At 74.1% G+C, this 19,143-nt stretch carries 16 protein-coding genes; 4 read left to right on the top strand and 12 right to left on the bottom strand.

The annotated features are described in order from the left end of the window. Positions 1 to 16: 16 nt before the first annotated feature. Positions 17 to 847, bottom strand: a complete 831-nt coding sequence (locus tag ABEB06_RS33625) for a PP2C family protein-serine/threonine phosphatase (RefSeq protein WP_345700695.1) — start codon at positions 845 to 847, stop codon at positions 17 to 19. A gap of 308 nt (positions 848 to 1,155) precedes the next feature. Further along, complete coding sequence (locus ABEB06_RS33620) at positions 1,156 to 1,923, bottom strand: SDR family NAD(P)-dependent oxidoreductase (RefSeq protein ID WP_345700694.1); 768 nt, start codon at positions 1,921 to 1,923, stop codon at positions 1,156 to 1,158. A 122-nt stretch (positions 1,924 to 2,045) separates the two neighbouring features. On the opposite strand from ABEB06_RS33620, the gene ABEB06_RS33615 reads away from it, so the two are divergent. Together ABEB06_RS33615 and ABEB06_RS33610 are read left to right on the top strand one after the other, a co-directional pair. Continuing rightward, a complete protein-coding gene (locus ABEB06_RS33615) occupies positions 2,046 to 3,302 on the top strand; it encodes a sugar ABC transporter substrate-binding protein (protein ID WP_345700693.1) in 1,257 nt (418 codons plus the stop codon). 147 nt (positions 3,303 to 3,449) lie between these two features. After that, positions 3,450 to 5,162, top strand: coding sequence for a SulP family inorganic anion transporter (locus ABEB06_RS33610; RefSeq protein ID WP_345700692.1), 1,713 nt, complete (start codon positions 3,450 to 3,452; stop codon positions 5,160 to 5,162). Here ABEB06_RS33610 and ABEB06_RS33605 read toward each other — a convergent pair. The 9 genes from ABEB06_RS33605 to ABEB06_RS33565 all read right to left on the bottom strand — a co-directional run bounded on the left by ABEB06_RS33605 (position 5,159) and on the right by ABEB06_RS33565 (position 14,600). After that, positions 5,159 to 7,867, bottom strand: coding sequence for a cation-translocating P-type ATPase (locus ABEB06_RS33605; RefSeq protein ID WP_345700691.1), 2,709 nt, complete (start codon positions 7,865 to 7,867; stop codon positions 5,159 to 5,161). The genes ABEB06_RS33610 and ABEB06_RS33605 overlap by 4 nt on opposite strands. Continuing rightward, positions 7,864 to 8,763: a polyphosphate kinase 2 family protein gene (locus ABEB06_RS33600; protein ID WP_345700690.1), complete on the bottom strand. Its 900-nt coding sequence runs from the start codon at positions 8,761 to 8,763 to the stop codon at positions 7,864 to 7,866. Before ABEB06_RS33600 ends, ABEB06_RS33605 begins: the two co-directional genes overlap by 4 nt. Before the next feature lie 117 nt (positions 8,764 to 8,880). Beyond that, positions 8,881 to 9,483, bottom strand: coding sequence for a TOPRIM nucleotidyl transferase/hydrolase domain-containing protein (locus tag ABEB06_RS33595; RefSeq protein WP_345700689.1), 603 nt, complete (start codon positions 9,481 to 9,483; stop codon positions 8,881 to 8,883). Between the two features lie 49 nt (positions 9,484 to 9,532). Next, the gene (locus ABEB06_RS33590; protein WP_345700688.1) at positions 9,533 to 10,393 is read right to left on the bottom strand and encodes a glutathione S-transferase C-terminal domain-containing protein; all 861 of its coding nucleotides are present in this window, start codon (positions 10,391 to 10,393) and stop codon (positions 9,533 to 9,535) included. Positions 10,394 to 10,460: 67 nt separating this feature from the next. Then, positions 10,461 to 10,523, bottom strand: coding sequence for a putative leader peptide (locus ABEB06_RS39435; RefSeq protein ID WP_425559823.1), 63 nt, complete (start codon positions 10,521 to 10,523; stop codon positions 10,461 to 10,463). A 159-nt stretch (positions 10,524 to 10,682) separates the two neighbouring features. Next, on the bottom strand, positions 10,683 to 11,708 hold the full coding sequence (locus tag ABEB06_RS33580) for an LLM class flavin-dependent oxidoreductase (protein WP_345700687.1): 1,026 nt from the start codon (positions 11,706 to 11,708) through the stop codon (positions 10,683 to 10,685). A gap of 32 nt (positions 11,709 to 11,740) precedes the next feature. Further along, positions 11,741 to 12,493, bottom strand: coding sequence for an amino acid ABC transporter ATP-binding protein (locus ABEB06_RS33575; protein ID WP_345702076.1), 753 nt, complete (start codon positions 12,491 to 12,493; stop codon positions 11,741 to 11,743). A gap of 11 nt (positions 12,494 to 12,504) precedes the next feature. Then, the gene (locus ABEB06_RS33570; RefSeq protein WP_425559730.1) at positions 12,505 to 13,446 is read right to left on the bottom strand and encodes an ABC transporter substrate-binding protein; all 942 of its coding nucleotides are present in this window, start codon (positions 13,444 to 13,446) and stop codon (positions 12,505 to 12,507) included. Then, on the bottom strand, positions 13,443 to 14,600 hold the full coding sequence (locus ABEB06_RS33565; RefSeq protein ID WP_345700686.1) for an LLM class flavin-dependent oxidoreductase: 1,158 nt from the start codon (positions 14,598 to 14,600) through the stop codon (positions 13,443 to 13,445). Before ABEB06_RS33565 ends, ABEB06_RS33570 begins: the two co-directional genes overlap by 4 nt. 659 nt (positions 14,601 to 15,259) lie before the next feature. On the opposite strand from ABEB06_RS33565, the gene ABEB06_RS33560 reads away from it, so the two are divergent. Both ABEB06_RS33560 and ABEB06_RS33555 read left to right on the top strand, forming a co-directional pair. After that, positions 15,260 to 16,159 (top strand): amino acid ABC transporter permease, encoded by a 900-nt coding sequence (locus tag ABEB06_RS33560; protein WP_345700685.1) that lies wholly within the window; start codon positions 15,260 to 15,262, stop codon positions 16,157 to 16,159. Continuing rightward, positions 16,156 to 18,099: an FAD/NAD(P)-binding protein gene (locus ABEB06_RS33555; RefSeq protein WP_345700684.1), complete on the top strand. Its 1,944-nt coding sequence runs from the start codon at positions 16,156 to 16,158 to the stop codon at positions 18,097 to 18,099. Before ABEB06_RS33560 ends, ABEB06_RS33555 begins: the two co-directional genes overlap by 4 nt. Positions 18,100 to 18,186: 87 nt before the next feature. On the opposite strand, the gene ABEB06_RS33550 is transcribed toward ABEB06_RS33555, so the two are convergent. After that, on the bottom strand, positions 18,187 to 19,068 hold the full coding sequence (locus ABEB06_RS33550; protein WP_345700683.1) for an MBL fold metallo-hydrolase: 882 nt from the start codon (positions 19,066 to 19,068) through the stop codon (positions 18,187 to 18,189). Positions 19,069 to 19,143: the final 75 nt, after the last annotated feature.

Raw genomic sequence — 19,143 nt, 5'->3', positions numbered from 1 at the left:
CACCGGGCCGGCGGCGTCACGGTTCGTCGTGGCAGATCACCAGGACGGCGGCGTCGTCGGAGTGCCCGGTGAGGTCGGCGACCTCGATCACCCGGGCGGCCAGCTCTCCCGGCTCGGTGCCGACCCCGGCGCGCACCCGCCGCAGGACCTGGTCCAACCCCTCGTCGAGCGGGAACGAGGGCCCCTCGACCACACCGTCGGTGACCAGGACGACCGCTTCGGTCCCCGTCAGGCGGCGCCGGGTCACCGGGTACTCCTCGCCGGGCTCGATGCCGAGCGGCAGCCCCACCTCCTCGGCCTCCTCGACGTCCTCCACGCCGGAGCGGCCGTCGGCGGTGGCCCAGATCGCCGGGACGTGGCCGGCCCGGGCGGCCGACAGCTCCCGGGTGGCGGGGTCGAACCGCAGGTAGCAGCAGGTGGCGAAGAGGCCGTCGGACAGCGACAGCAGCAGTTCGTTGGTCCGGCTCAGCACCTCGCCGGGGTCGCTCGCGGCGGTGGCCAGCGCCCGCAGGCCGATCCGGACCTGGCCCATGAACACGGCCGCCTCGACGTCGTGGCCCTGCACGTCGCCGATGGTCAGCCCGAGCGTCCCGTCCGGGAGCCGGAAGCCGTCGTACCAGTCGCCGCCGATGTCCAGGCCGTGGCGCGCGGGCGCGTACCGGGCGGCGGTCCGCAGCCCGGGCAGGCTCGGCAGCGCGGCGGGGAGCAGCTCGCGCTGCAGCGCCATGGCGAGCTCGACCCGGGCGCGCTGCATCTCGACGTGCTCCAGCGCCTGCGCGGTGAGCCTGCCGAGCCGGCCCAGCAGCTCGTGCGCGCTCGCAGGATGTGAGGGACGGCGACGGCTCACGGGCGGCTCCAGCACTGCGTCGGCTGACGGTCGGCGGTCGCTGCCCTCCCGCCGCACGTGTCCCATTGTCGCTTCACCCGATCGGACCCGCCCCCGCGCGCCCGGGGACCGCCCCGACCGACGGGCGGGGCGGCCGACCACCGCAGGCGAAAAGCCCTGGCCGCGGCCCGTCCACCGGGGACGTCGCGCGGCGGCTGCGCCTGCTCGCACCGCACATCCGGCTGACCGGGACCGTCGATCGGCTGGTGCGCGGCCGCGGCACCTCGGCCGAGGCCGGGTGGGGTCGCCGCGCGGTGCCGCGCAGCCGGTCAGGTGCGCAGGTGGGAGGCGCCGTTGAGGTCGAGGACGGCGCCGGAGGACCATTCGGCGGCGGGTGAGGCGAGCCACAGCACGGCGGCGGCGATCTCCTCCGCGGTGGCGACGCGGTCGAAGGGGCTCTGGGCGCGGATCGCGGCGCCCTCGGGCCCCTCCAGGCGCGGGGCGACCCGTTCGGTGGCGAAGAAGCCGGGTGCGACCGAGGCGACGGCGATGCCGTGCGGGGCGAGGGAGACGGCGAGCGACTGGCCGAGCGCGTGGACGGCCGCCTTGGTGGCGCCGTAGGCGGGGTGGTCGGGTTCGCCGCGGAAGGCGCCGCGGGAGCCGACGTTGACGATCCGTCCGCCGGTGCCCTGGTCGATCATGCGGCGGGCGGCGAGGTGGCTGAGGTTGGCGGTGGCGAGCAGGTTGACGTCGACGTGCTGCCGCCAGAGGGCCACCCACTCCTCGTACGGCGTCTCGGGGAGCGGGTGGCGGACGTTCACCGCCGCGTTGTTCACCAGGACGTCGATCCCGCCGAGCGCCGCGGCGGCCGCGTCGGCGACGGCGGCCGCGCCGGCCGGGTCGGTGAGGTCGCCGCCGGTGAGCGCGTGGCCGTCGCCGGCGAGCGAGTCGAGGGTGGCGCGGGCCTCGTCGGCGCGGGTGCCGTAGTGGACGGCGACCCGGTCGCCGTTGGCGGCGAACGCCTGGGCGACGGCGCGGCCGAGGCCCCGCGAGGCGCCGCTGACCAGGACGCGGCGGCCGGTGGCGGGAATCGTCATGGCAGCACCCTAGCGCCGGGAGAGCAGCTCGAAATATTGCTGTAATTTTCAGCAAGGCGTTGCCATGAGGTGGGGCCGTTGCTAGCTTCTGCGGCACCCACCCTCGTGTTTGGAGCCAACACGTGCGAAGACACCTCGCACTCCTCGCCGGAGCCGTCTGCCTGTCCCTCGGCCTGTCCGCCTGCGGTTCGACGGGCGCCGGCGCGGGCGACGCGGCCGCCAAGGACCGCACCCTGACGATCTGGGCCGACGAGAAGCGCGCCGACGTGCTGCGGCCGTTCGCCGAGGCCTTCGCCGCCAAGAAGGGCGTGCGGGCCGAGGTCGTCGGCATCCCGCAGAACCAGCAGCAGGAGTTCGTCGACGCCTCCAAGGCGGGCCGGGCGCCGGACGTGATGGTCGGCGCCCACGACTGGATCGGCAACCTGGTGCAGAACGACCTGATCGACCCGGTCGAGGTCCTCGACAACCGCCTCGGCGACTACGTCGACGTGGCCCGCCGCGCGGTGACGTACCAGGGCAAGTACTACGCGATCCCGTACGCGGTGGAGAGCCTGGTGCTGTTCCGCAACACCGCCCTCGTGCCGGAGGCGCCGCGCACCTTCGACGACCTGGTCGCCACCGGCGAGACCCTGCGCAAGGCGGGGAAGGTCTCCCAGGCGCTCGGGTACACCGTCAGCTCCCCGGACGGACAGGCCGGCGACACCTACCACATGTACCCGCTGTTCAGCTCGGCCGGCGGCTACCTGTTCGGCTCCGACTCCCGGGGCGACTCCGACCCGTCGGACCTGGGCGTGGGCAAGCCCGGCTCGGTCGCGGCCTTCGAGAAGATCGCGGCGCTCGGCGAGAAGGGCTCGGGCGTGCTCCGCAACTCCTACAGCTCCGACAGCTCGGCGGCCGCGTTCCTGTCCGGGAAGACGCCGTTCCTGGTGTCCGGCCCGTGGCGGCTGTCCGACGTGCGGTCCGCGGGCATGAAGTACGCGATCTCCCCGGTGCCGGGCTTCGCCGGCAAGGAGCCCGCGCGCTCCTTCGTCGGGGTCCAGTCCTTCTTCGTCGCCAGCAAGGGGAAGAACAAGGACCTCGGGCAGGAGTTCGTGCTCTCCACCCTCGGCAACCTCGAACTGGCCGACGCCCTGTTCAAGGCCGAGCCGCGGATGCCCGCGCTCAAGGAGGCGCTCGACCACGCCCGGCAGGGCGATCCCGACGTCGGCGCGTTCGAGCAGGCGGCCGCCGCGGGGGTGCCGCTGCCCTCCATCCCCCAGATGTCCGCGATCTGGGGACCGTTCAACACCCTGATCCACCAGGCGGTGAAGGGCGATCCGGTGCCGCCCGCCGTCGCCGCGGCGAACAAGGCGATCAAGGACCAGCTCGGCGTCAGGTGAGGACCGCCGCGGGCGGGCGTCCGGCGGGTCCGACGACCGGCCGGGGCCCGTCCGCCGTCAATCCGATGATCGGCTCATCGGCGCGGCCATCCGGGTTTCCGGCCCGGCGCGCGGCATCATGTGTGCCTGTGCGACGGGAGGAGGCCCATGTCCGTGGATGTCCCCGACCCCTGGTGGCGCCGGGTGGTCCCGGGGCTGCCCGGCCTGGCGGTGCTGCGCCGCTACCGGCGCGCCTGGCTGCGCGGCGACCTGCTGGCGGGCGTCACGGTGGCGGCCTACCTGGTGCCGCAGGTCATGGCGTACGGCAGCGTGGCGGGCCTGCCGCCGGTCACCGGCCTGTGGGCGATCCTGCCGGCGATCGTGCTGTACGCCGTCGTGGGCTCCTCGCGGCGCCTTTCGGTCGGCCCGGAGTCGACCACCGCGCTGATGACGGCGACCGTGGTGGCACCGCTGGCGGGCGGTGATCCCGCCCGCTACGCGGTGCTGGCGGCGAGCCTGGCCATGGTGGTCGGCATCCTGTGCGTCCTGGCGTGGGTCGCCCGGCTGGGCTTCGTCGCCGACCTGCTCTCGCGGCCGGTGCTGGTCGGCTACCTGGCCGGTGTGGCACTGATCATGATGGTGGACCAGCTCTCCAAGCTCACCGGGATCGACGTCGAGGGCGAGGGCTTCTTCCCCCAGCTGGTCTCGTTCGCCTCGAACCTCTCGGGCGCGCACGTGGCCACCGTGGTGTTCTCCGCGGCGACCCTGCTGTTCCTCTTCCTGGTGGCCCGCTTCCTGCCGAAGATCCCCGGTCCGCTGCTGGCGGTGGTGCTCGGCACGGCCGTCTCCGCCGCGTTCTCGCTGCAGGACCACGGCCTCGCGGTGATCGGCGACATCCCGGCCGGGCTGCCCCGTCCGAAGCTGCCGGACCTCGGCGAACTCAACCACCTGCTGCTGCCGGCACTCGGCATCCTGCTGGTCGGCTACACCGACTTCATCCTCACCGCGCGCGCCTTCGAGGCACGCGGCGAGGGCGAGAAGCTCGACGCCAACCAGGAGCTGCTGGGCCTCGGCGCGGCCAACCTCGGCGCCGGCTTCTTCCAGGGCTTCCCGGTCAGCAGCAGCGCCAGCCGCACCGCGCTGGCCGAGTCCGCGGGCGGCCGCACCCAGGTGTACGCGCTCGCGGCCGGGGCGGGCGTGGTCGCCGTCCTGCTCTTCCTCAGCCCGCTGCTGCACGACACCCCGGACGCGGTGCTCGGCGCCCTGGTGGTGTACGCCGCGATCCGGATGATCGACGTCGCGGGCTTCCGCCGCCTGGCGTCCTTCCGCAGCCGCGAGCTGCTGCTGGCGCTCGGCTGCCTGGTCGGCGTGCTCGCCCTGGACATCCTGTACGGCGTGCTGGTGGCCGTGGGCCTGTCGGTGGTGGAACTGCTCAGCCGGGTCGCCCGCCCGCACGACGCGATCCTCGGCGAGGTCCCGGGCCTCGCCGGGATGCACGACGTGGACGACTACCCGCAGGCGCGCACCATCCCCGGCCTGGTGATCTACCGCTACGACTCGCCGCTGTTCTTCGCCAACGCCGAGGACTTCCACCACCGGGCCCTGGCCACCCTCGACGGCCAGCCGGAGCCGGTGCGCTGGTTCGTCCTCAACACCGAGGCCAACGTCGAGGTCGACATCACCGCGCTCGACGCGCTGGACGCGCTGCGCCGCGAGCTCGCCGACCGCGGCATCGTGCTCGCCCTCGCCCGGGTCAAGCAGGACCTGCGCGACTCCCTGGACGCGTACGGGCTGAGCGGAACGGTCGGCGAGGAGCGGATCTTCCCGACCCTCGCCACCGCGGTGGCCGCCTTCCACGCGGCAGGCAACGGCCCGGGCTAGGACGCCTCGACGGCCTGGGGCCGGGCGCGGCGGGCGAGCAGCTTGCCGAGCTCCCAGAGCAGGAGGAAGGCGACGGCGGCCAGCAGCGCCCAGCCGAACTGCCGGGCGTTCAGGTCGGTGGTGCCGAGGATCCGGTGGAAGAGGTCCATCTGGGTGACCGCCACCGCGAGGACGAACTCGCCGAGGGCCGCCAGGTTCATCTGCTTGCTGTCGAAGGTGTCGGTGCGCAGCACCGAGCCGCGCTCGCTGCGGCACTCGAAGGCGGCCACGATCAGGCAGAGCGCGAAGGCGGTGAAGGCGATCGAGTTGCCGACGGCGGCGCTGTCGTAGAGGTGCTCGCCGAGCTTGATCAGGCCGAGCAGGGCGACGGTGACGGCGAGCCCGGCGAGTCCGACGGTGACCATCACGGGCGGGGTGAGCACGGTCTCCCCCCGCGGGCGCGGCCGGCGCCGCATCAGCCCCGGGCTCTCCCGGTCGAAGCCGAGCGCGAAGCCGAACGGCGCGTTGACCACGAAGTGGATCCACAGCACCTGGGGCGGGGTGAACGGCTCGCCCGCGGCGATGTTGAGGACGGTCGCGCCGAGGAAGGTCAGCACGAAGGTGACCAGCAGCAGCAGGACGAACCGGATGTACTTGGTGAGGTTGTCGTAGAGCTTCCGGCCCTCCTCCACCGCGTAGACGATGGTGGCGAAGTTGTCGTCGGCGAGGACCATCCGGCTGGCGTTCTTGGCGACGTCGGTGCCGCTGCCCATCGCGATGCCGATGTCGGCGGCCTTGATGGCCGGGGCGTCGTTGACGCCGTCGCCGGTCATCGCGACCACGTCGCCCTTCTTCTTGAGCGTGTCGGCGAGCAGCACCTTGTGCTCCGGGGCGACCCGGCCGACCACGCCGATGCCGTCGATCCTCGCCAGCCGCTCCTGCTCGGTCAGCGCGGCGAAGTCGGCGCCGAGCATGGCCTCGCCCTCGATGCCGAGCTGCCGGGCGATCGCCTCGCCGGTGGTGACGTCGTCGCCGGTCACCATCCGGACCCTGATGTGGGCGGCCTGCGCGGCGGCGACCGCGGCCTTGGACTCCTCGCGCGGCGGGTCGACCATGCCGACCAGGCTGGTCATCCTCAGGTCGGTGACCAGGCCGAGCAGGTCGCCGTCCGGGTCGAAGTCGGCCGGGTCCAGGTCGCGGACGGCGGCGGCCATCACCCGGCGGCCCTCGCCGCCCATCCGCTCGTTCTGCGCCTCGGCGCGGCCGCTCAGGTCGGCGTCCCACGGGACGCCCGCCCCGGCCGCGAGCGCCGATGTCGCCCGCGCCATCACCGCGGGCGCGGCACCCTTGACGAAGCAGCGCACCACCGGGCGGCCGTCGGCGTCCTTCGCCTCGTTGAAGGTGGCCATCAGTTTGTAGCCGGGGTCGAAGGGCAGGGTGGCCAGGCGCGGGTAGCGGTCCCGGGTGGCCTCGATGTCGAGCCCGGCCTTGTGGCCGAGCACCAGCAGCGCCCCCTCGGTGGGGTCGCCGACCACCTCGCCGTCCACCAGCTTGGCGTCGTTGGCGAGCAGGTACGGCAGCACCGCGTCCTCGATGGTCGGCGCGGAGCCCGCCGCGTGGGTGATCCGGCCCTCCAGCGCGTAGCCGGTGCCGGAGACGGTGTACCGGTCGGTGGGGCTGAGCACCTCGACGACCGTCATCTGGTTCATCGTCAGGGTGCCGGTCTTGTCGGAGTTGATCGCCGAGGTGAAGCCGAGCGTCTCGACCGAGGGCAGTTCCTTGACGATGGCGTTCCGCTTCGCCAGGTTGAGGCTGCCGACCGAGAGGATCACCTGGCTGACCGTGGGCAGCGCCTCCGGGATCGCGGCGATCGCCAGCGACACCGCGCTGACGAACAGGACGTCCCAGGCCTGGTCGCGGCTGCGGCCGAGCGCGAACATCACGATCATCGTCAGGCCGGCCGCCGCGGCGATCCACAGCGTCAGGGTGTTGAGTTCCCGGGTGAGCGGCGACTCCTCCTTCTCGGTCGCCGACAGCATGCCGGAGATCTTGCCGAGCTCGGTGTCGGCGCCGGTCGCGGTGACCACCATCAGGCCGCTGCCGTGGGTCACCGGGGTGTTCATGAACGCCATGTTGGTCTGGTCGCCCGGCGACAGCCGGTCGCCGGTGAGGGTGGCGACGTCCTTCACCGCGGGGACGCTCTCGCCGGTCAGCGCCGACTCGTCGATCTGCAGCGAACTGGCCGTGAAGATCCGTCCGTCGGCGGGCACCTCGTCGCCGGAGGCCAGGTGGACGATGTCGCCGACCACCAGCTGCTCGGCCGGGACCTCCGCCTCGCTGCCGTCCCGGCGGACCCGGGCGGTCGCCTCCATCATCTGCTTCAGCGCGTTCATCGCGCTCTCCGCCTTGCCCTCCTGCCGCAGGCCCACCACCGCGTTGAACACGGTCAGCACCAGCAGCAGGATCGCGGTGGACCACTCCTGGATGGCGAGCGAGACCACCGCCGCCGCCACCAGGATGATCTGCATGTAACTGCGGTACTGGGCGAGCAGCCGCAGCCAGCCGGGCGTCGGCTTCTCCTCGGGCAGCGCGTTCGGCCCGTTCGCGGCGAGCAGCTGCGCCGCCCGTCCCGCGCCGAGCCCCACTGCCGGGTCCACGCCGAACGCGGCCAGCGCCTCCTCGCCCGGCCGCGCGTACCACGGGCTCCCCTCCGTGCGCTCCGTCATGCCTGCTCCTCCAAACGGCGCCTGGCGTCGCCCAGCTGGGCCTTGGCCTCGTCGTCGAGCTCGGGGTACTGCGGGTCGATCTCCAGGAGGGTGTTGATCAGCACCGCCGCGGCGCAGATCCGCGCGAACCACTTGCGGTCCGCGGGCACCACGTACCAGGGCGCCCAGGGGGTGCTGGTGGCGGAGAGCATCTTGGAGAAGGCCCGCTGGTAGTCGTCCCAGCGGTCGCGCTCGCGGATGTCGGCGGCGGAGAACTTCCAGTTCTTCTCGGGCAGGTCGATCCGCTTGAGGAAGCGCTGGCGCTGCTCCTCCTCGGAGAGGTTGAGGAAGACCTTCACCACCTTGAAGCCGTTGTCGGTGAGGTAGCGCTCCCAGTCGTTGATCTCCCGGTAGCGGCGCTTCCACAGGCCCGGGCCCTGCGCCTCCTCGGGCAGCCGCTGCCGGTCGAGGTTCTCCGGGTGCACCCGCACCACCAGGACCTCCTCGTAGTGCGAGCGGTTGAAGATCGCGATGTCGCCGCGCGCCGGGAGGCGCTGGGCGTACCGCCAGAGGTAGTCGTGGTCGAGCTCCTCCGCGGAGGGCACCTTGAAGCTGCTCACGTGGACGCCCTGCGGGTTGACCCCGCTCATCACGTGGCGGATCGTCCCGTCCTTGCCGCCCGCGTCGATCGCCTGCAGGCAGAACAGGACGCCGTAGCTGTTCTGGGCGGCCAGCTTCCCCTGGAGGTCGGCCAGCATCTCCACCCCGGCGCGGAGCAGCTCCTGGCCGTCGCGCTTCTTCAGCCCGCCCTTGTACCGGGGGTCGAAGTCCCGGCCGAGATCGACCTTCGAGCCCGGCTCCACCCGGAGGGGCTCGATGAACTCCGTGATCCGTTGAGCCGCCCGTCTGTCCACCATCGCCGGCACCAGGTCCTCTCGGGTCCGAAGGCACTTCCTGCCACCGTCGGACCGCCGACCGGGCCCGTCAAACGGGCGGCGGCCGTTCGGGTTGCCGCGCAGTGCGGGCGCGCCCGGTCACAGGTGCGCGAGCAGGTCCCGGAGCGGGGCGGGGGTCCGCTCGGCGGTGAGCGCCTCGGCCAGCAGCCGGCCGTAGCGGATCTTGCGGCCCTTCCTGGTGCCGAGGAAGCGCCGCAGCTGCCGCTGCGCGGGCCGGCCCTGCTGGGCGGGCTGGCGCACGAAGGTCCGCCAGGCCGGCAGGTCGCCCCCGGCCGCCAGGATCTCCTCGACCGCGGGGACGCCCAGCGCGCGGACCAGCTCGTCCTCCAGGTCCGCCGCGCAGACGAAGAAGCCGTCGCTCGGCGCACCGGCCCGCTCCAGGCCGCGCACGTAGAAGCCCTGCTCGCCCTCGTCGGACAGCCCGGCGAGGCGCAGGCCCAGCCCCGGCGGCCCGAGCAGCTCGGCGTAGCGGGCGATGTTGGTGGCGCCGCCCATGGGCAGGACGCACACCCCTTCGGCGGCCAGGTCCCGGCCGCGGCCGGCGGCCAGCGCCTCGACGGCCGCCAGGTCGCTCAGCCCTTCCACCAGGACCGCCGTCCGGACACCGGCCGTGTCCGGCGGGGCCGCTCCGCGCATCACCCAGCCGGTGGCCGCCTCCCGGAACCGCTGCATGTCCGCCATGGCGGCGATTCTGCCCCGGCCCCGGGCGGGGGCGGCACCGGTTTTCCGGTCAGCCGGCCGTCCGGAGCCGCGGCCGGGCGTGCTGCTCCCAGTCGACGATCTGGATGGCGGCGCCGGCGGCCTCCTCGCCGCGGCAGTGGGCGTGGTGGCGGCGGGCGATCCCGTCCAGGTCGAGGTGGCGGCCGAAGGCGGGGTGGCCGGCCAGCCGCCCGGCGTAGGACCAGAGGTGCGGGTGGTCGGCGATCCGGTCGACGGCGTCGGCGTCGAGGTGCCAGCGGTGCACGGTGTCCAGCTGGACCAGGGTGGTCCAGAGCTGGACGTCGGCGAGGGTGAGGTCGTCGCCGAGCACGTGGTCGTGGGCGGCGAGCCGGCGCTCGACGGCGTCCAGGCCGTCGAGGAGGGCGCCCAGCGCCTCGGCGCGCTCGGCCGGGTCGGCGTCGACCCGGCCGGCCAGCTGGGCCGGGGCGTCGATGCCGCGCTCGCACAGCTGCCGGACCGCCTCGATCGCCCCGGCGGCGCCGCGCGGGCGGAGCTCGTCCGGTCCGGGGAAGCGGCGGGCCAGGTCGGTGAGGATCTCGACGGCGTCGGTGCTGACGATGCGCCCGCTCCAGCCGTCGCTGAGCACGGGCGCCTGGGCCGGCCCGGTGTACCGGTGCGAACTGGCCTCGTACAGCGGACGCAGCGCGGTGTAGCCGTCGGCTCCGGCGTCCGGCAGGGCGGGGAGGACGGTGATCGGGAGGGTGTCGTCGAGCCCGAGCAGGCTGTGGACCACGGCGATCCGCAGGGAACTCGGACAGGAGAGCGCCAGGTGGAGGCGGTAGCGGTGCGGCACCGGGTAGTAGCCGCTGCGGGCGTCGTGGCCGATCCGGCCGCGGAGGGAGGGCAGGGCGGAGGGGAACGAGGCGGACATGGGTCTCCCGGGGTGGAGGCACGCGGAAGCGCGCACGGCGAGGGGGTGTGCGGAGAGACGGGAGAACTCACGCCTCTGCCATGCTGCTGCACACCCGCTGCAGGTCGATGTGGCGACGGCTGGTCAGCATCGGGAGCGTCCGGACCGCACAGGCCGCGCCCTCGCCCACCGACTCCGTACGCCTCACGACACTCCCGCCCAGGTCCGAGGATTTCTCGCTCCGGAGTGTCGCCCCGCGGGCGCGCCCCGTCAAGGGTGCCCGCAGGGCGAGACGGCGATTGACGACGCGTCAGCCGATCGGTCGCCACCCCAGAGCGGGGGCCAGCCCGGTGGCGATGTCGGTGAGGATCTGCACGTAGTCCTCGTGGCCGAAGCTGAACGGCAGGGCGAAGGCCACCTCCTCGACCTCGCGGTACGCGGCGTGCCCGGACAGCCGTTCGGCGATCTCGGCGGACGTCCCGACCAGGTCCTCGGCGTACATGATCCGACCCGGGCCCTGCGGGGCGGTGGTGCGCGAGGTCCGGCCGCGGACGTACTCCACGTACTTGGCGCGCTGCGCCGCCGTGGCGCCGTCGGTCGGGATGACCACCAGCCCCTGCGAGACCCGGGCCTTGGCGCCCTCGGGGTGCTCGGCCCGGAAGGCGAGGATCTGCGAGCGCTGGATCTCGGCGAAGTCCTCCGACTCCTCGGCCCGGACCACGTTGCTGGTGAGCAGGTTGAGTCCCTGCCCGCCCGCCCAGCGGGCCGAGCCGAGGCTGCCGGCGCCGTACCAGACCCGCTCGGCCAGGCCGGGGGCGACGGGCTGCACCCGGTCGGAGTAGACCTCGATGCCCTCGACGCCGCTGAAGTCGGTGGCCGGCTCGCCGCGGAGGAAGGACAGCAGCCGCTCCGCCCGGCGGTGGCCGAACTCCTCGGCCCCGGCGGTGTCCGGGTGGAGCGCCGGCGCGATCCGGTCGTAGTGGTGGGGCCGGCCGACGCTGATGCCGGGCTGGAGGCGGCCGCCGGAGAGCAGGTCGACGGTCGCCAGGTCCTCGGCCAGCCGCAGCGGGTTCTCCCAGCCGAGCGGGATGACCGCGGTGCCCAGCCGGATCCGGCTGGTGCGCTGGGTGGCGGCCGCCAGCACGGCGACCGGTGAGGAGATCCCGTACTGCAGGTGGCGGTGGCGCACCCAGGCGCTGTCGAAGCCGAGCTGCTCGCCGAGTTCGATCAGCCGCAGCGTCGACTCGTGGCCCCGGCCCGGGTCGGCCGGGTCGAACAGTCCGATGGTCAGGAACCCGAGACGGCGCAACGGCCGCGGGGAGGTGGGCTGGGACATGGCGTTGCTCCGGTGCGACGGGGGCGGGCGGTTCAGAGGACCTTGGACAGGAAGGCCCGGGTGCGTTCGTGCCGGGGTCGGTCCAGGATCTCGGCGGGCGGGCCCTGTTCGACGACCACGCCGCCGTCCATGAAGACCACGGTGTCCGCGACCTCGCGGGCGAACCCGATCTCGTGGGTGACGACGATCATGGTGGTGCCGGTGCGGGCGAGGTCCCGGATCACGTCCAGGACCTCGCCGACCAGTTCGGGGTCGAGGGCGGAGGTCGGCTCGTCGAGCAGCAGCACCTTGGGTTCGAGCGCCAGCGCACGGGCGATCGCCACCCGCTGCTGCTGGCCGCCGGACAACCGGCCGGGGTAGGCGTCCGCGTGCTCGGCGAGGCCGACCCGGGCGAGCAGTTCCAAGGCCGACGAACGGGCCTTCGCCCGGGGGCGTTTGAGTACGTGGACCGGCGCCTCGACGATGTTCTCCAGGACCGTGAGGTGCGGGAAGAGGTGGAAGTTCTGGAACACGAAGCCGATGCCGGTGCGCCGGCGCAGCACCTCGCGCTCGGGCCGCTCGCGCAGCTTCCCGCCGGTGTAGCGGTAGCCGATCGGTTCGCCGTCGATGGCGACGTGTCCCCGGTCGGGCTTCTCCAGGTGGTTGACCGCCCGCAACAGGGTGGACTTGCCCGAGCCGGACGGGCCGAGGATCACGGTGACCGAACCGGCCGCGACCTGGAGGTCCACCCCGCGCAGCACGTCCAGCCGCCCGAAGCTCTTGTGCACGCCCCGGACGTCGACCATCACGGCGGCGCTCACGGGTGCTCCGGCGGGCTGATCAGGGACTCCTTGATCGCGGAGTCGGCGATGCCCCACTTGCGCAGGATGCGCTCGTAACTGCCGTCCTTGATCAGCTGGTTGACGGCCGCCTGGAAGGCCGGGGTGAGCGGCGAGCCCTTGGCGAAGGCGAAGCCGACGTCGAGCCGGTGGAACTCGCCGAGGAAGCGGGTGTTGGCCGCGGGCCGGCTCTCCTGGTACCGCAGGCCGTTGATGGTGGACATCACGGTGTCCACCCGGCCCTGCTGCAGGCTGGTCAGGACGGCGGCGCTGTCGGAGAACACCTTCACCTCGTACGGCTTGCGGCCGGCGGCGGCGCAGACGTCCTTGCGGGCGTTCAGCGTGGACTCGAAGGTCGTCCCGGCGCCGGTGCCGATGGTCAGCCCGCACAGCTGGAGCAGGTCGGTGACCGGCTTCAGCGAGGTGTCGTCCTTGCGGACCGCGAAGCCCTGGCCGTCGTCGATGTAGGTGACGAAGTCGATGGTCTTCAGCCGTGCCGTGGTGACGCCGAAGTTGCCGGTGCCCACGTCGTACTTGCCGCTGCCGAGCGCGGGCAGGATCGACTCGAAGGACGCCTCCTGCCGCTCCACGGTGATGCCCAGGACCTTGGCGACGGCGTCGGTGATGTCGATGTCGACGCCCGCCGCCTCCTTCTTCGCCGGGTCCGGGTAGTACGAGGACGGCGGGGCGCCGACCGAGGCGCCGACCTTCACCACGCCCGCCGCACGGACGGCCTCGGGCAGCAGCGCGGCCACCGCGTCCACCTTCCGCTCCGCCGCGACCACGTCCTCGCCTGGGCCGGGCGGGCCGGCCGGGGCCGGGGCGGTGGAGCCGCAGCCGGCGGCCAGCAGGACGGTCGCCACGGCGGCCAGGGGTGCGCGTCTCACGGGGGTGTTCCTCCTGGGGTGCGTCGCGGTCATGCCTGCACGGCGATCGGCTGGTGGCGGTCGCGCTCGGCGCGGGCGGCCTTCTCGGCGTCGCGCTTGGCGACCTCCTCGCGGACGATCGGGATGACGTACCGGCCGAAGTCGATCGCGTCGTCCAGCAGGTGGTAGCCGCGCGCGGAGAGGATGTCGACGCCCAGGTCGTAGTAGTCCAGCAGCGCCTGGGCGACCGTCTCGGGCGTGCCCACCAGGGCGTTGGAGTTGCCGGCCCCGCCGGTGGCGGCGGCGGTCGGCGTCCACAGCGCGCGGTCGTAGCGCTCGCCGGCCGCCGCGATCTCCAGCAGCCGCTGCGAGCCGGTGTTCTCCGGGCGGAAGGCGCCGTCCGAGCCCGGCCCGCCCCGCCGGAGCGGGCCGCCGCCACCCGCCCGGCGGGCGTGGATGGCTGCCACGGTGCGGTGCGCCTTCTCCCAGGCCAGCTCCTCGGTCGGCGCGATGATCGGCCGGAACGCCACCTGGATCCGCGGCACGTCGGTGCGGCCGGCCGCCGCTGCGGCCGTCTTCACCGCCTCGATCTGCTCGGCCGTCCGGGCCAGCGGCTCGCCCCACAGGCAGTAGACGTCGGCCTCGGCGCCGCCCACCGCGTACGCCGCGGGCGAGGAGCCGCCGAAGGAGATGCCGGGCCGCGGCTGCTGCACCGGGAAGACGTCCGAGACGAAGTCGCGGAAGCGGTAGTGCTCGCCCTCGTGGTCGAAGGGCTCGGTGCTGGTCCAGGCCCGCTTGACGATCCGGATGTACTCGCCGGTCCGGTCGTAGCGCTGGTCCTTGGTCAGGAAGTCGCCCTCGCGCTGCTGTTCGTGGTCGTTGCCGCCGGTGATGAAGTGCACGGTCAGCCGGCCGTCGCTGATCCGGTCGAGGGTGGCGAAGGTCTTGGCGGCGAAGGTGGGGTACGAGACGTTCGGGCGGTGGGCGAGCAGGATCTGCAGCCGGTCCAGCTTGGCGGCGAGGAAGGCCGCGGCCGGGGCCGGGTCGGGCGAGCCGGCGCCGTAGGCGAACAGCACCCGGTCCCAGCCGTTGTCCTCGTGGGCGCGGCCCAGCCGCAGGGTGTAGTCGCGGTCGAAGGAGGCCGTGGTGCGGGCGGTGGTCTCCGAACCGTCGCCGGTGGCGGCGATCCCGAGGAACTCGACGGGCATGGCGGGGCGGCCTTTCGGGAGGAGGCGCTGGGTAAGGGAGGCTTTCGGGCGGAGGGCGGGCTCCGCCGGCCGGCCCGCCCGGGATCGGGCGGCGGCGCGCGGGGCAGGACGGAGCGAACGGGGCGGGACGGCGCGGGGCAGGACGGAACGGCGCGGGGACGCGCGGGGCAGGACGGAACGGCGCGGGGACGCGCGGCGGCGGCCGGTCAGCTGGAGCGAACGGCGCGGGAGGGGCGGCGGGGTGCGGCCGACGACCGTCCGCGGACACCGGCTCCGCGACGCGGAGCGGCCGGACGGGGCATCGGCCCGCGGCGGTGACCGAGGGAGGCCACTGCGGGGAAGAACGGGCCGGTCGTCAGGCCCGCCGCCGGATCAGCCGCGACACGCCGCGGACCACACCCGACCGAAGTCGATGTGGTCGCGGGTGACCAGGGGCGGCACGGCGTACATGGCGCTAGTTGAACAGTGATCGTCCCGATCCGTCAACCACCCTCCCGGCGTCCGGAGCCCGGACCGCGGTTGACAACGCACATCCGCACCCCCGTACGATCGCGGACGGAGCGAGTGAGCAACGGGCCCGGGGCCCGGCCGCGTTGAGGGACGCGGAGTGCGCGACGGCAGTACCTCCATCCGCCCTGCCGCACGGGAGTCCCTCCGCCATGGCCACCTCGCAGCACCTCCTGCCCGCCTCCGCCGCCGCCCCACCGGGCGCGGTCCCCGCCGACACCCCGATCGTCCCCCGCCGCCGGCTCGGCCGGGCCGCCTCCGGCCTGCTGGTCGCCCTGCTCGCCCTGGCGGCGGTGGCCTCCGTCGCCCGCAACCGCGCCTTCCAATGGGACGTGGTGGCGCAGTACTTCGGCTCCGAGGCGGTGCTCGACGGGCTGGCGCTGACCCTGTGGCTGACCGCCCTCACGGTGGCCGCCGGCTTCGCCCTCGGCACGGTGCTGGCCGTCATGCGGCTCTCCGACAACCCGGTGCTGCGGGCCGTGAGCTGGGGCTACACCTGGCTGTTCCGCTCCACCCCGCCGCTGGTCCAGCTGCTGTTCTTCTTCAACATCGGCGCGCTCTACCCGACCGTCAGCCTGCGCGTGCCGTTCGGCGGACCCGAGCTGCTGCACGCGCGGACGGTGAACCTGCTCGGCCCGACCCTCACCGCGGTCATCGGCCTCACCCTGCTGGAGGCCGCGTTCGCCGCCGAGGTGGTGCGCGGCGGCGTCCTGTCGGTCGACCGCGGCCAGTTGGAGGCCGCCCGCTCGCTCGGGCTCGGCCGCGTCCGGGTGCTGCGGCGGATCGTCGTCCCGCAGGCGATGCGCGCGATCGTCCCCGCCGCCGGCAACATGCTGATCGGCGCCCTCAAGGGCACCAGCATCGTCAGCGTGCTGGCCGTCCACGACCTGCTCTACTCGGTGCAGCTGGTCTACAACCAGACGTACGAGATCATCCCGCTGCTGACGGTGGCCACGCTCTGGTACCTCGCGGTCACCGCCGTGCTCGCGGTCGGCCAGTACTACCTGGAGCGGCACTTCGGCCGCGGCTTCCGGACCGGCGGTGCGCGATGACCACCCTGGTGATCGTCGGCGCGGGGCCGCGCGCCACCGGGCTGCTGGAGCGGATCGTCGCCAACGCGGCCGAACTCCTGCCGCCCGAACGCCCGTTGCACGTCCACCTGGTCGACCCGCATCCGCCGGGCCCGGGCCGGATCTGGCGGCACGAGCAGTCCCCGCTGCTGCGGATGAACTCGATGGCCGAGGACGTCACCATGTTCACCGACGCCTCCTCGACCGTCGAGGGGCCGGTCCGCCCCGGCCCCTCGCTCGCCGAATGGGCCGCCGCCCAGCACGAGTTCGAGCCCTACCGGGAGCAGGACGACCCCGCGGTCGCCGCCGAACTGCGCGCCCTCGCCCCCACCGACTTCCCCACCCGGCGCGCCCAGAGCGCCTACCTGGACTGGGTGTTCCGCCGGGTGCTCGCCCAGCGTCCCGGGCACCTCACCGTCACCGTCCACCGGGCCACCGCCCTGGAGCTGACCGGACCGCCCGACGGACCCCAGGAGGTCCGGCTCACCAACACCACCCTGCGCGCCGACCACGTCGTCCTCACCCTCGGCCACCTGGGCTCCGCCCCCGCCGCCGAACACGAGGCGCTCGCCGACTTCGCCCACCGGCACGGCCGCTGCTACCTCCCTCCCGCCTTCACCTCAGACACCGACCTCAGCGCCGTCGCCCCCGGCGAGCACGTCCTCGTCCGCGGCCTCGGCCTCGCCTTCGTCGACCTGGTCGCCCTGCTCACCGAAGGCCGCGGCGGACGGTACGAACGCACCCCCACCGGCCCCGTCTACCGGCCCTCCGGCCGCGAACCCGTCCTCCACGTCGGCTCGCGCCGCGGCGTCCCCTACCACTCCAAGACCGGCTACCGCCTGCAAGGGCCGCCGGCGCCGCTCCCCCGCTACTTCGACGCCGCCGCCGTCGACGCCCTGCCCGGCGGCGACGGGCCGCTCGAACTGCGGCGCGACCTCTGGCCGTTGATGGCCAAGGAGATCGGCTTCGGCCACTACCACGAGCTGTTCCACGCCCACCCGGGGCGGACCGCCCTGCCCTGGCCGGACTTCCTCGCCGCGTACGACCGCCTCGACTGGTACTCCCCCGCCCTCACCGAGCTCGTCGCCGCCGCCGTCCCCGACCCCGCCGACCGGCTCGACCTGGAAGCCCTCGACCGCCCGCTCGGCGGCCGCACCTTCGACACCTCCGAGCAGCTCCAACGGCACCTGCGCGACCACCTCGCCCACGACGCGGACCGGCGCGCCGACCCGGCCCACAGCGCCGACCTCGGCGCCTTCCTCGCCCTGCTCTCGCTCTACGGCCAACTCCCCCGGATCGCCGCCGGCGGCCGGCTCACCGCCCGCTCCACCGCCGAGGAACTCGACGGCTGGTGGTCGGGGTTCTTCAACTCCGTCGCCTCCGGGCCGCCCGGCTTCCGCCTGCGGCAGCTGCACGCGCTCTCCGAGGCCGGCGTGGTCCGCTTCCTCGGCGCCGACCTGCGCGTCACCACCGACGAGACCACCGGCACCTTCCACGCCACCAGCCCCACCGTGCCCGGCCACCACGTCACCGCCACCGCACTCGTCGACGGCCACCTGCCCCGGCCGACCGTGACCCGCACCGACGACCCCCTGCTGCGCGGCCTCCACCGCGCCGGCGAGATCACCGAACGCACCCTCACCGACGCCACCGGGACGTACCGCTCCGGCCTGATCGCCGTCTCCCCGACCGACGGCCGGATCCTCGACCCCACCCTCGGCGGCGCCCCGCACCCCCGCCGCCGCGCCCTCGGCCCGCACACCGACGCCCGCGCGCAAGCCGCCTTCGCCCGCCCCCGCACCGACGCCCCGGCCTTCCGCCAGAACGATGCCGCGGCCCGGGCGATCCTGCGGAGCATCGCCCCGGCGCCCGTCCCGCCGCCGGCGCGACAGCGCCGACCGGCTCCGGTCCCGACCGGCTGACCGCGACGCACTGCACCGCCCCTGGAGCGCGCTGCGCCGTCCCGCCGGAGGCGGTCGCGGTGCGGGCGTGGCGCCGCGGACCCGGCGTCAGCCGCTGCGCGGGGCCGCGAGGCGGGCGAGGTCGGCGGGGTCGTGGGCGCAGATGAGGTCGAGACCCGGGTCCGCGGTGCGCTGGAGGTCGCGCAGGCGCTCCAGGTTGTGCAGGCGGGCCCGGTTGTCGGCCGCCATGAGCCGCTGGAAGGCGACCAGCGCCGGGGGCCGCCGCGCCGCGGGGTCGACGTCTCCGCGGGAGAACCAGGCGTCGCCGCCGTGCAGCAGCCAGCCGCCGTCCTCGCGCCGGACGGCGACGCCGCAGTGCCCGCGGGTGTGGCCGATCAGCGGCACCAGCAGGATCTCCGGGGTGACGCCGGGCAGCGGCCGGGCCGCCTCGAAGCCGTGCCAGCTCTCGCCTCCGGCCTTGTGCTCGACCCAGCGCGGCCCGTGCGCCCACTGCGCGGCGCGGTAGCGGTCGCGCTCGTTCCGGTTCGCCGGGTTCCGTGCGGCGGCCAACTCCTCGGCGAGGACGTGCACCTGGGCCTGCGGGAAGTCACCGAGGCCGCCGGCGTGGTCCAGGTCGAGGTGGGTGAGCACGATGTGCCGGACGTCCTCCGGCCGGTGACCGAGCGCCCGGACCTGGTGCAGGGCGGTCCCGGCGAGGTCCAGCCGGGGCCGGACGGCGGCCCGGAACGGCGCCCCGAGCCGCGCGGGGTCGGCGACGTCGCCCGTCCCGAAGCCGGTGTCGACCAGGATCAGTCCGTCGCCGCTCTCGATCAGCAGGCAGTGGCCGACCAGCCGCCCGACCAGGGCGCCGCCGCTGCCGAGCAGGGCCCGCCCACCGAACGGGCACATGGTGGCGCAGTCCAGGTGGTGGATGGTCATGCGGCCTCCCGGCTCGGTGACGGCGGCCCGTTCGGGACCACCGCTCGACATCGCGCGGATGTTACCACCGGGTCACCGCACCGCTTCCCGCGTTCCCGGATTCCAGACCTCCACACATGTGGCCGG

Source organism: Kitasatospora terrestris (assembly GCF_039542905.1).
In the GTDB taxonomy this organism is placed as follows: domain Bacteria; phylum Actinomycetota; class Actinomycetes; order Streptomycetales; family Streptomycetaceae; genus Kitasatospora; species Kitasatospora terrestris.
The sequence above is the reverse complement of the archived record's forward strand: the minus strand, read 5'-3'. Positions and strand labels throughout refer to the sequence as shown.

What these genes read in the sequence shown, in the direction of transcription:
- ABEB06_RS33620 (WP_345700694.1), bottom strand. Translation starts at nt 1,923, where the DNA reads ATGACGATTCCCGCCACCGGCCGCCGCGTCCTGGTCAGCGGCGCCTCG.
- ABEB06_RS33610 (WP_345700692.1), top strand. Translation starts at nt 3,450, where the DNA reads ATGTCCGTGGATGTCCCCGACCCCTGGTGGCGCCGGGTGGTCCCGGGG.
- ABEB06_RS33605 (WP_345700691.1), bottom strand. Translation starts at nt 7,867, where the DNA reads ATGACGGAGCGCACGGAGGGGAGCCCGTGGTACGCGCGGCCGGGCGAG.
- ABEB06_RS33600 (WP_345700690.1), bottom strand. Translation starts at nt 8,763, where the DNA reads ATGGTGGACAGACGGGCGGCTCAACGGATCACGGAGTTCATCGAGCCC.
- ABEB06_RS33595 (WP_345700689.1), bottom strand. Translation starts at nt 9,483, where the DNA reads ATGGCGGACATGCAGCGGTTCCGGGAGGCGGCCACCGGCTGGGTGATG.
- ABEB06_RS33590 (WP_345700688.1), bottom strand. Translation starts at nt 10,393, where the DNA reads ATGTCCGCCTCGTTCCCCTCCGCCCTGCCCTCCCTCCGCGGCCGGATC.
- ABEB06_RS33580 (WP_345700687.1), bottom strand. Translation starts at nt 11,708, where the DNA reads ATGTCCCAGCCCACCTCCCCGCGGCCGTTGCGCCGTCTCGGGTTCCTG.
- ABEB06_RS33575 (WP_345702076.1), bottom strand. Translation starts at nt 12,493, where the DNA reads ATGGTCGACGTCCGGGGCGTGCACAAGAGCTTCGGGCGGCTGGACGTG.
- ABEB06_RS33570 (WP_425559730.1), bottom strand. Translation starts at nt 13,446, where the DNA reads ATGACCGCGACGCACCCCAGGAGGAACACCCCCGTGAGACGCGCACCC.
- ABEB06_RS33565 (WP_345700686.1), bottom strand. Translation starts at nt 14,600, where the DNA reads ATGCCCGTCGAGTTCCTCGGGATCGCCGCCACCGGCGACGGTTCGGAG.
- ABEB06_RS33560 (WP_345700685.1), top strand. Translation starts at nt 15,260, where the DNA reads ATGGCCACCTCGCAGCACCTCCTGCCCGCCTCCGCCGCCGCCCCACCG.
- ABEB06_RS33555 (WP_345700684.1), top strand. Translation starts at nt 16,156, where the DNA reads ATGACCACCCTGGTGATCGTCGGCGCGGGGCCGCGCGCCACCGGGCTG.
- ABEB06_RS33550 (WP_345700683.1), bottom strand. Translation starts at nt 19,068, where the DNA reads ATGTCGAGCGGTGGTCCCGAACGGGCCGCCGTCACCGAGCCGGGAGGC.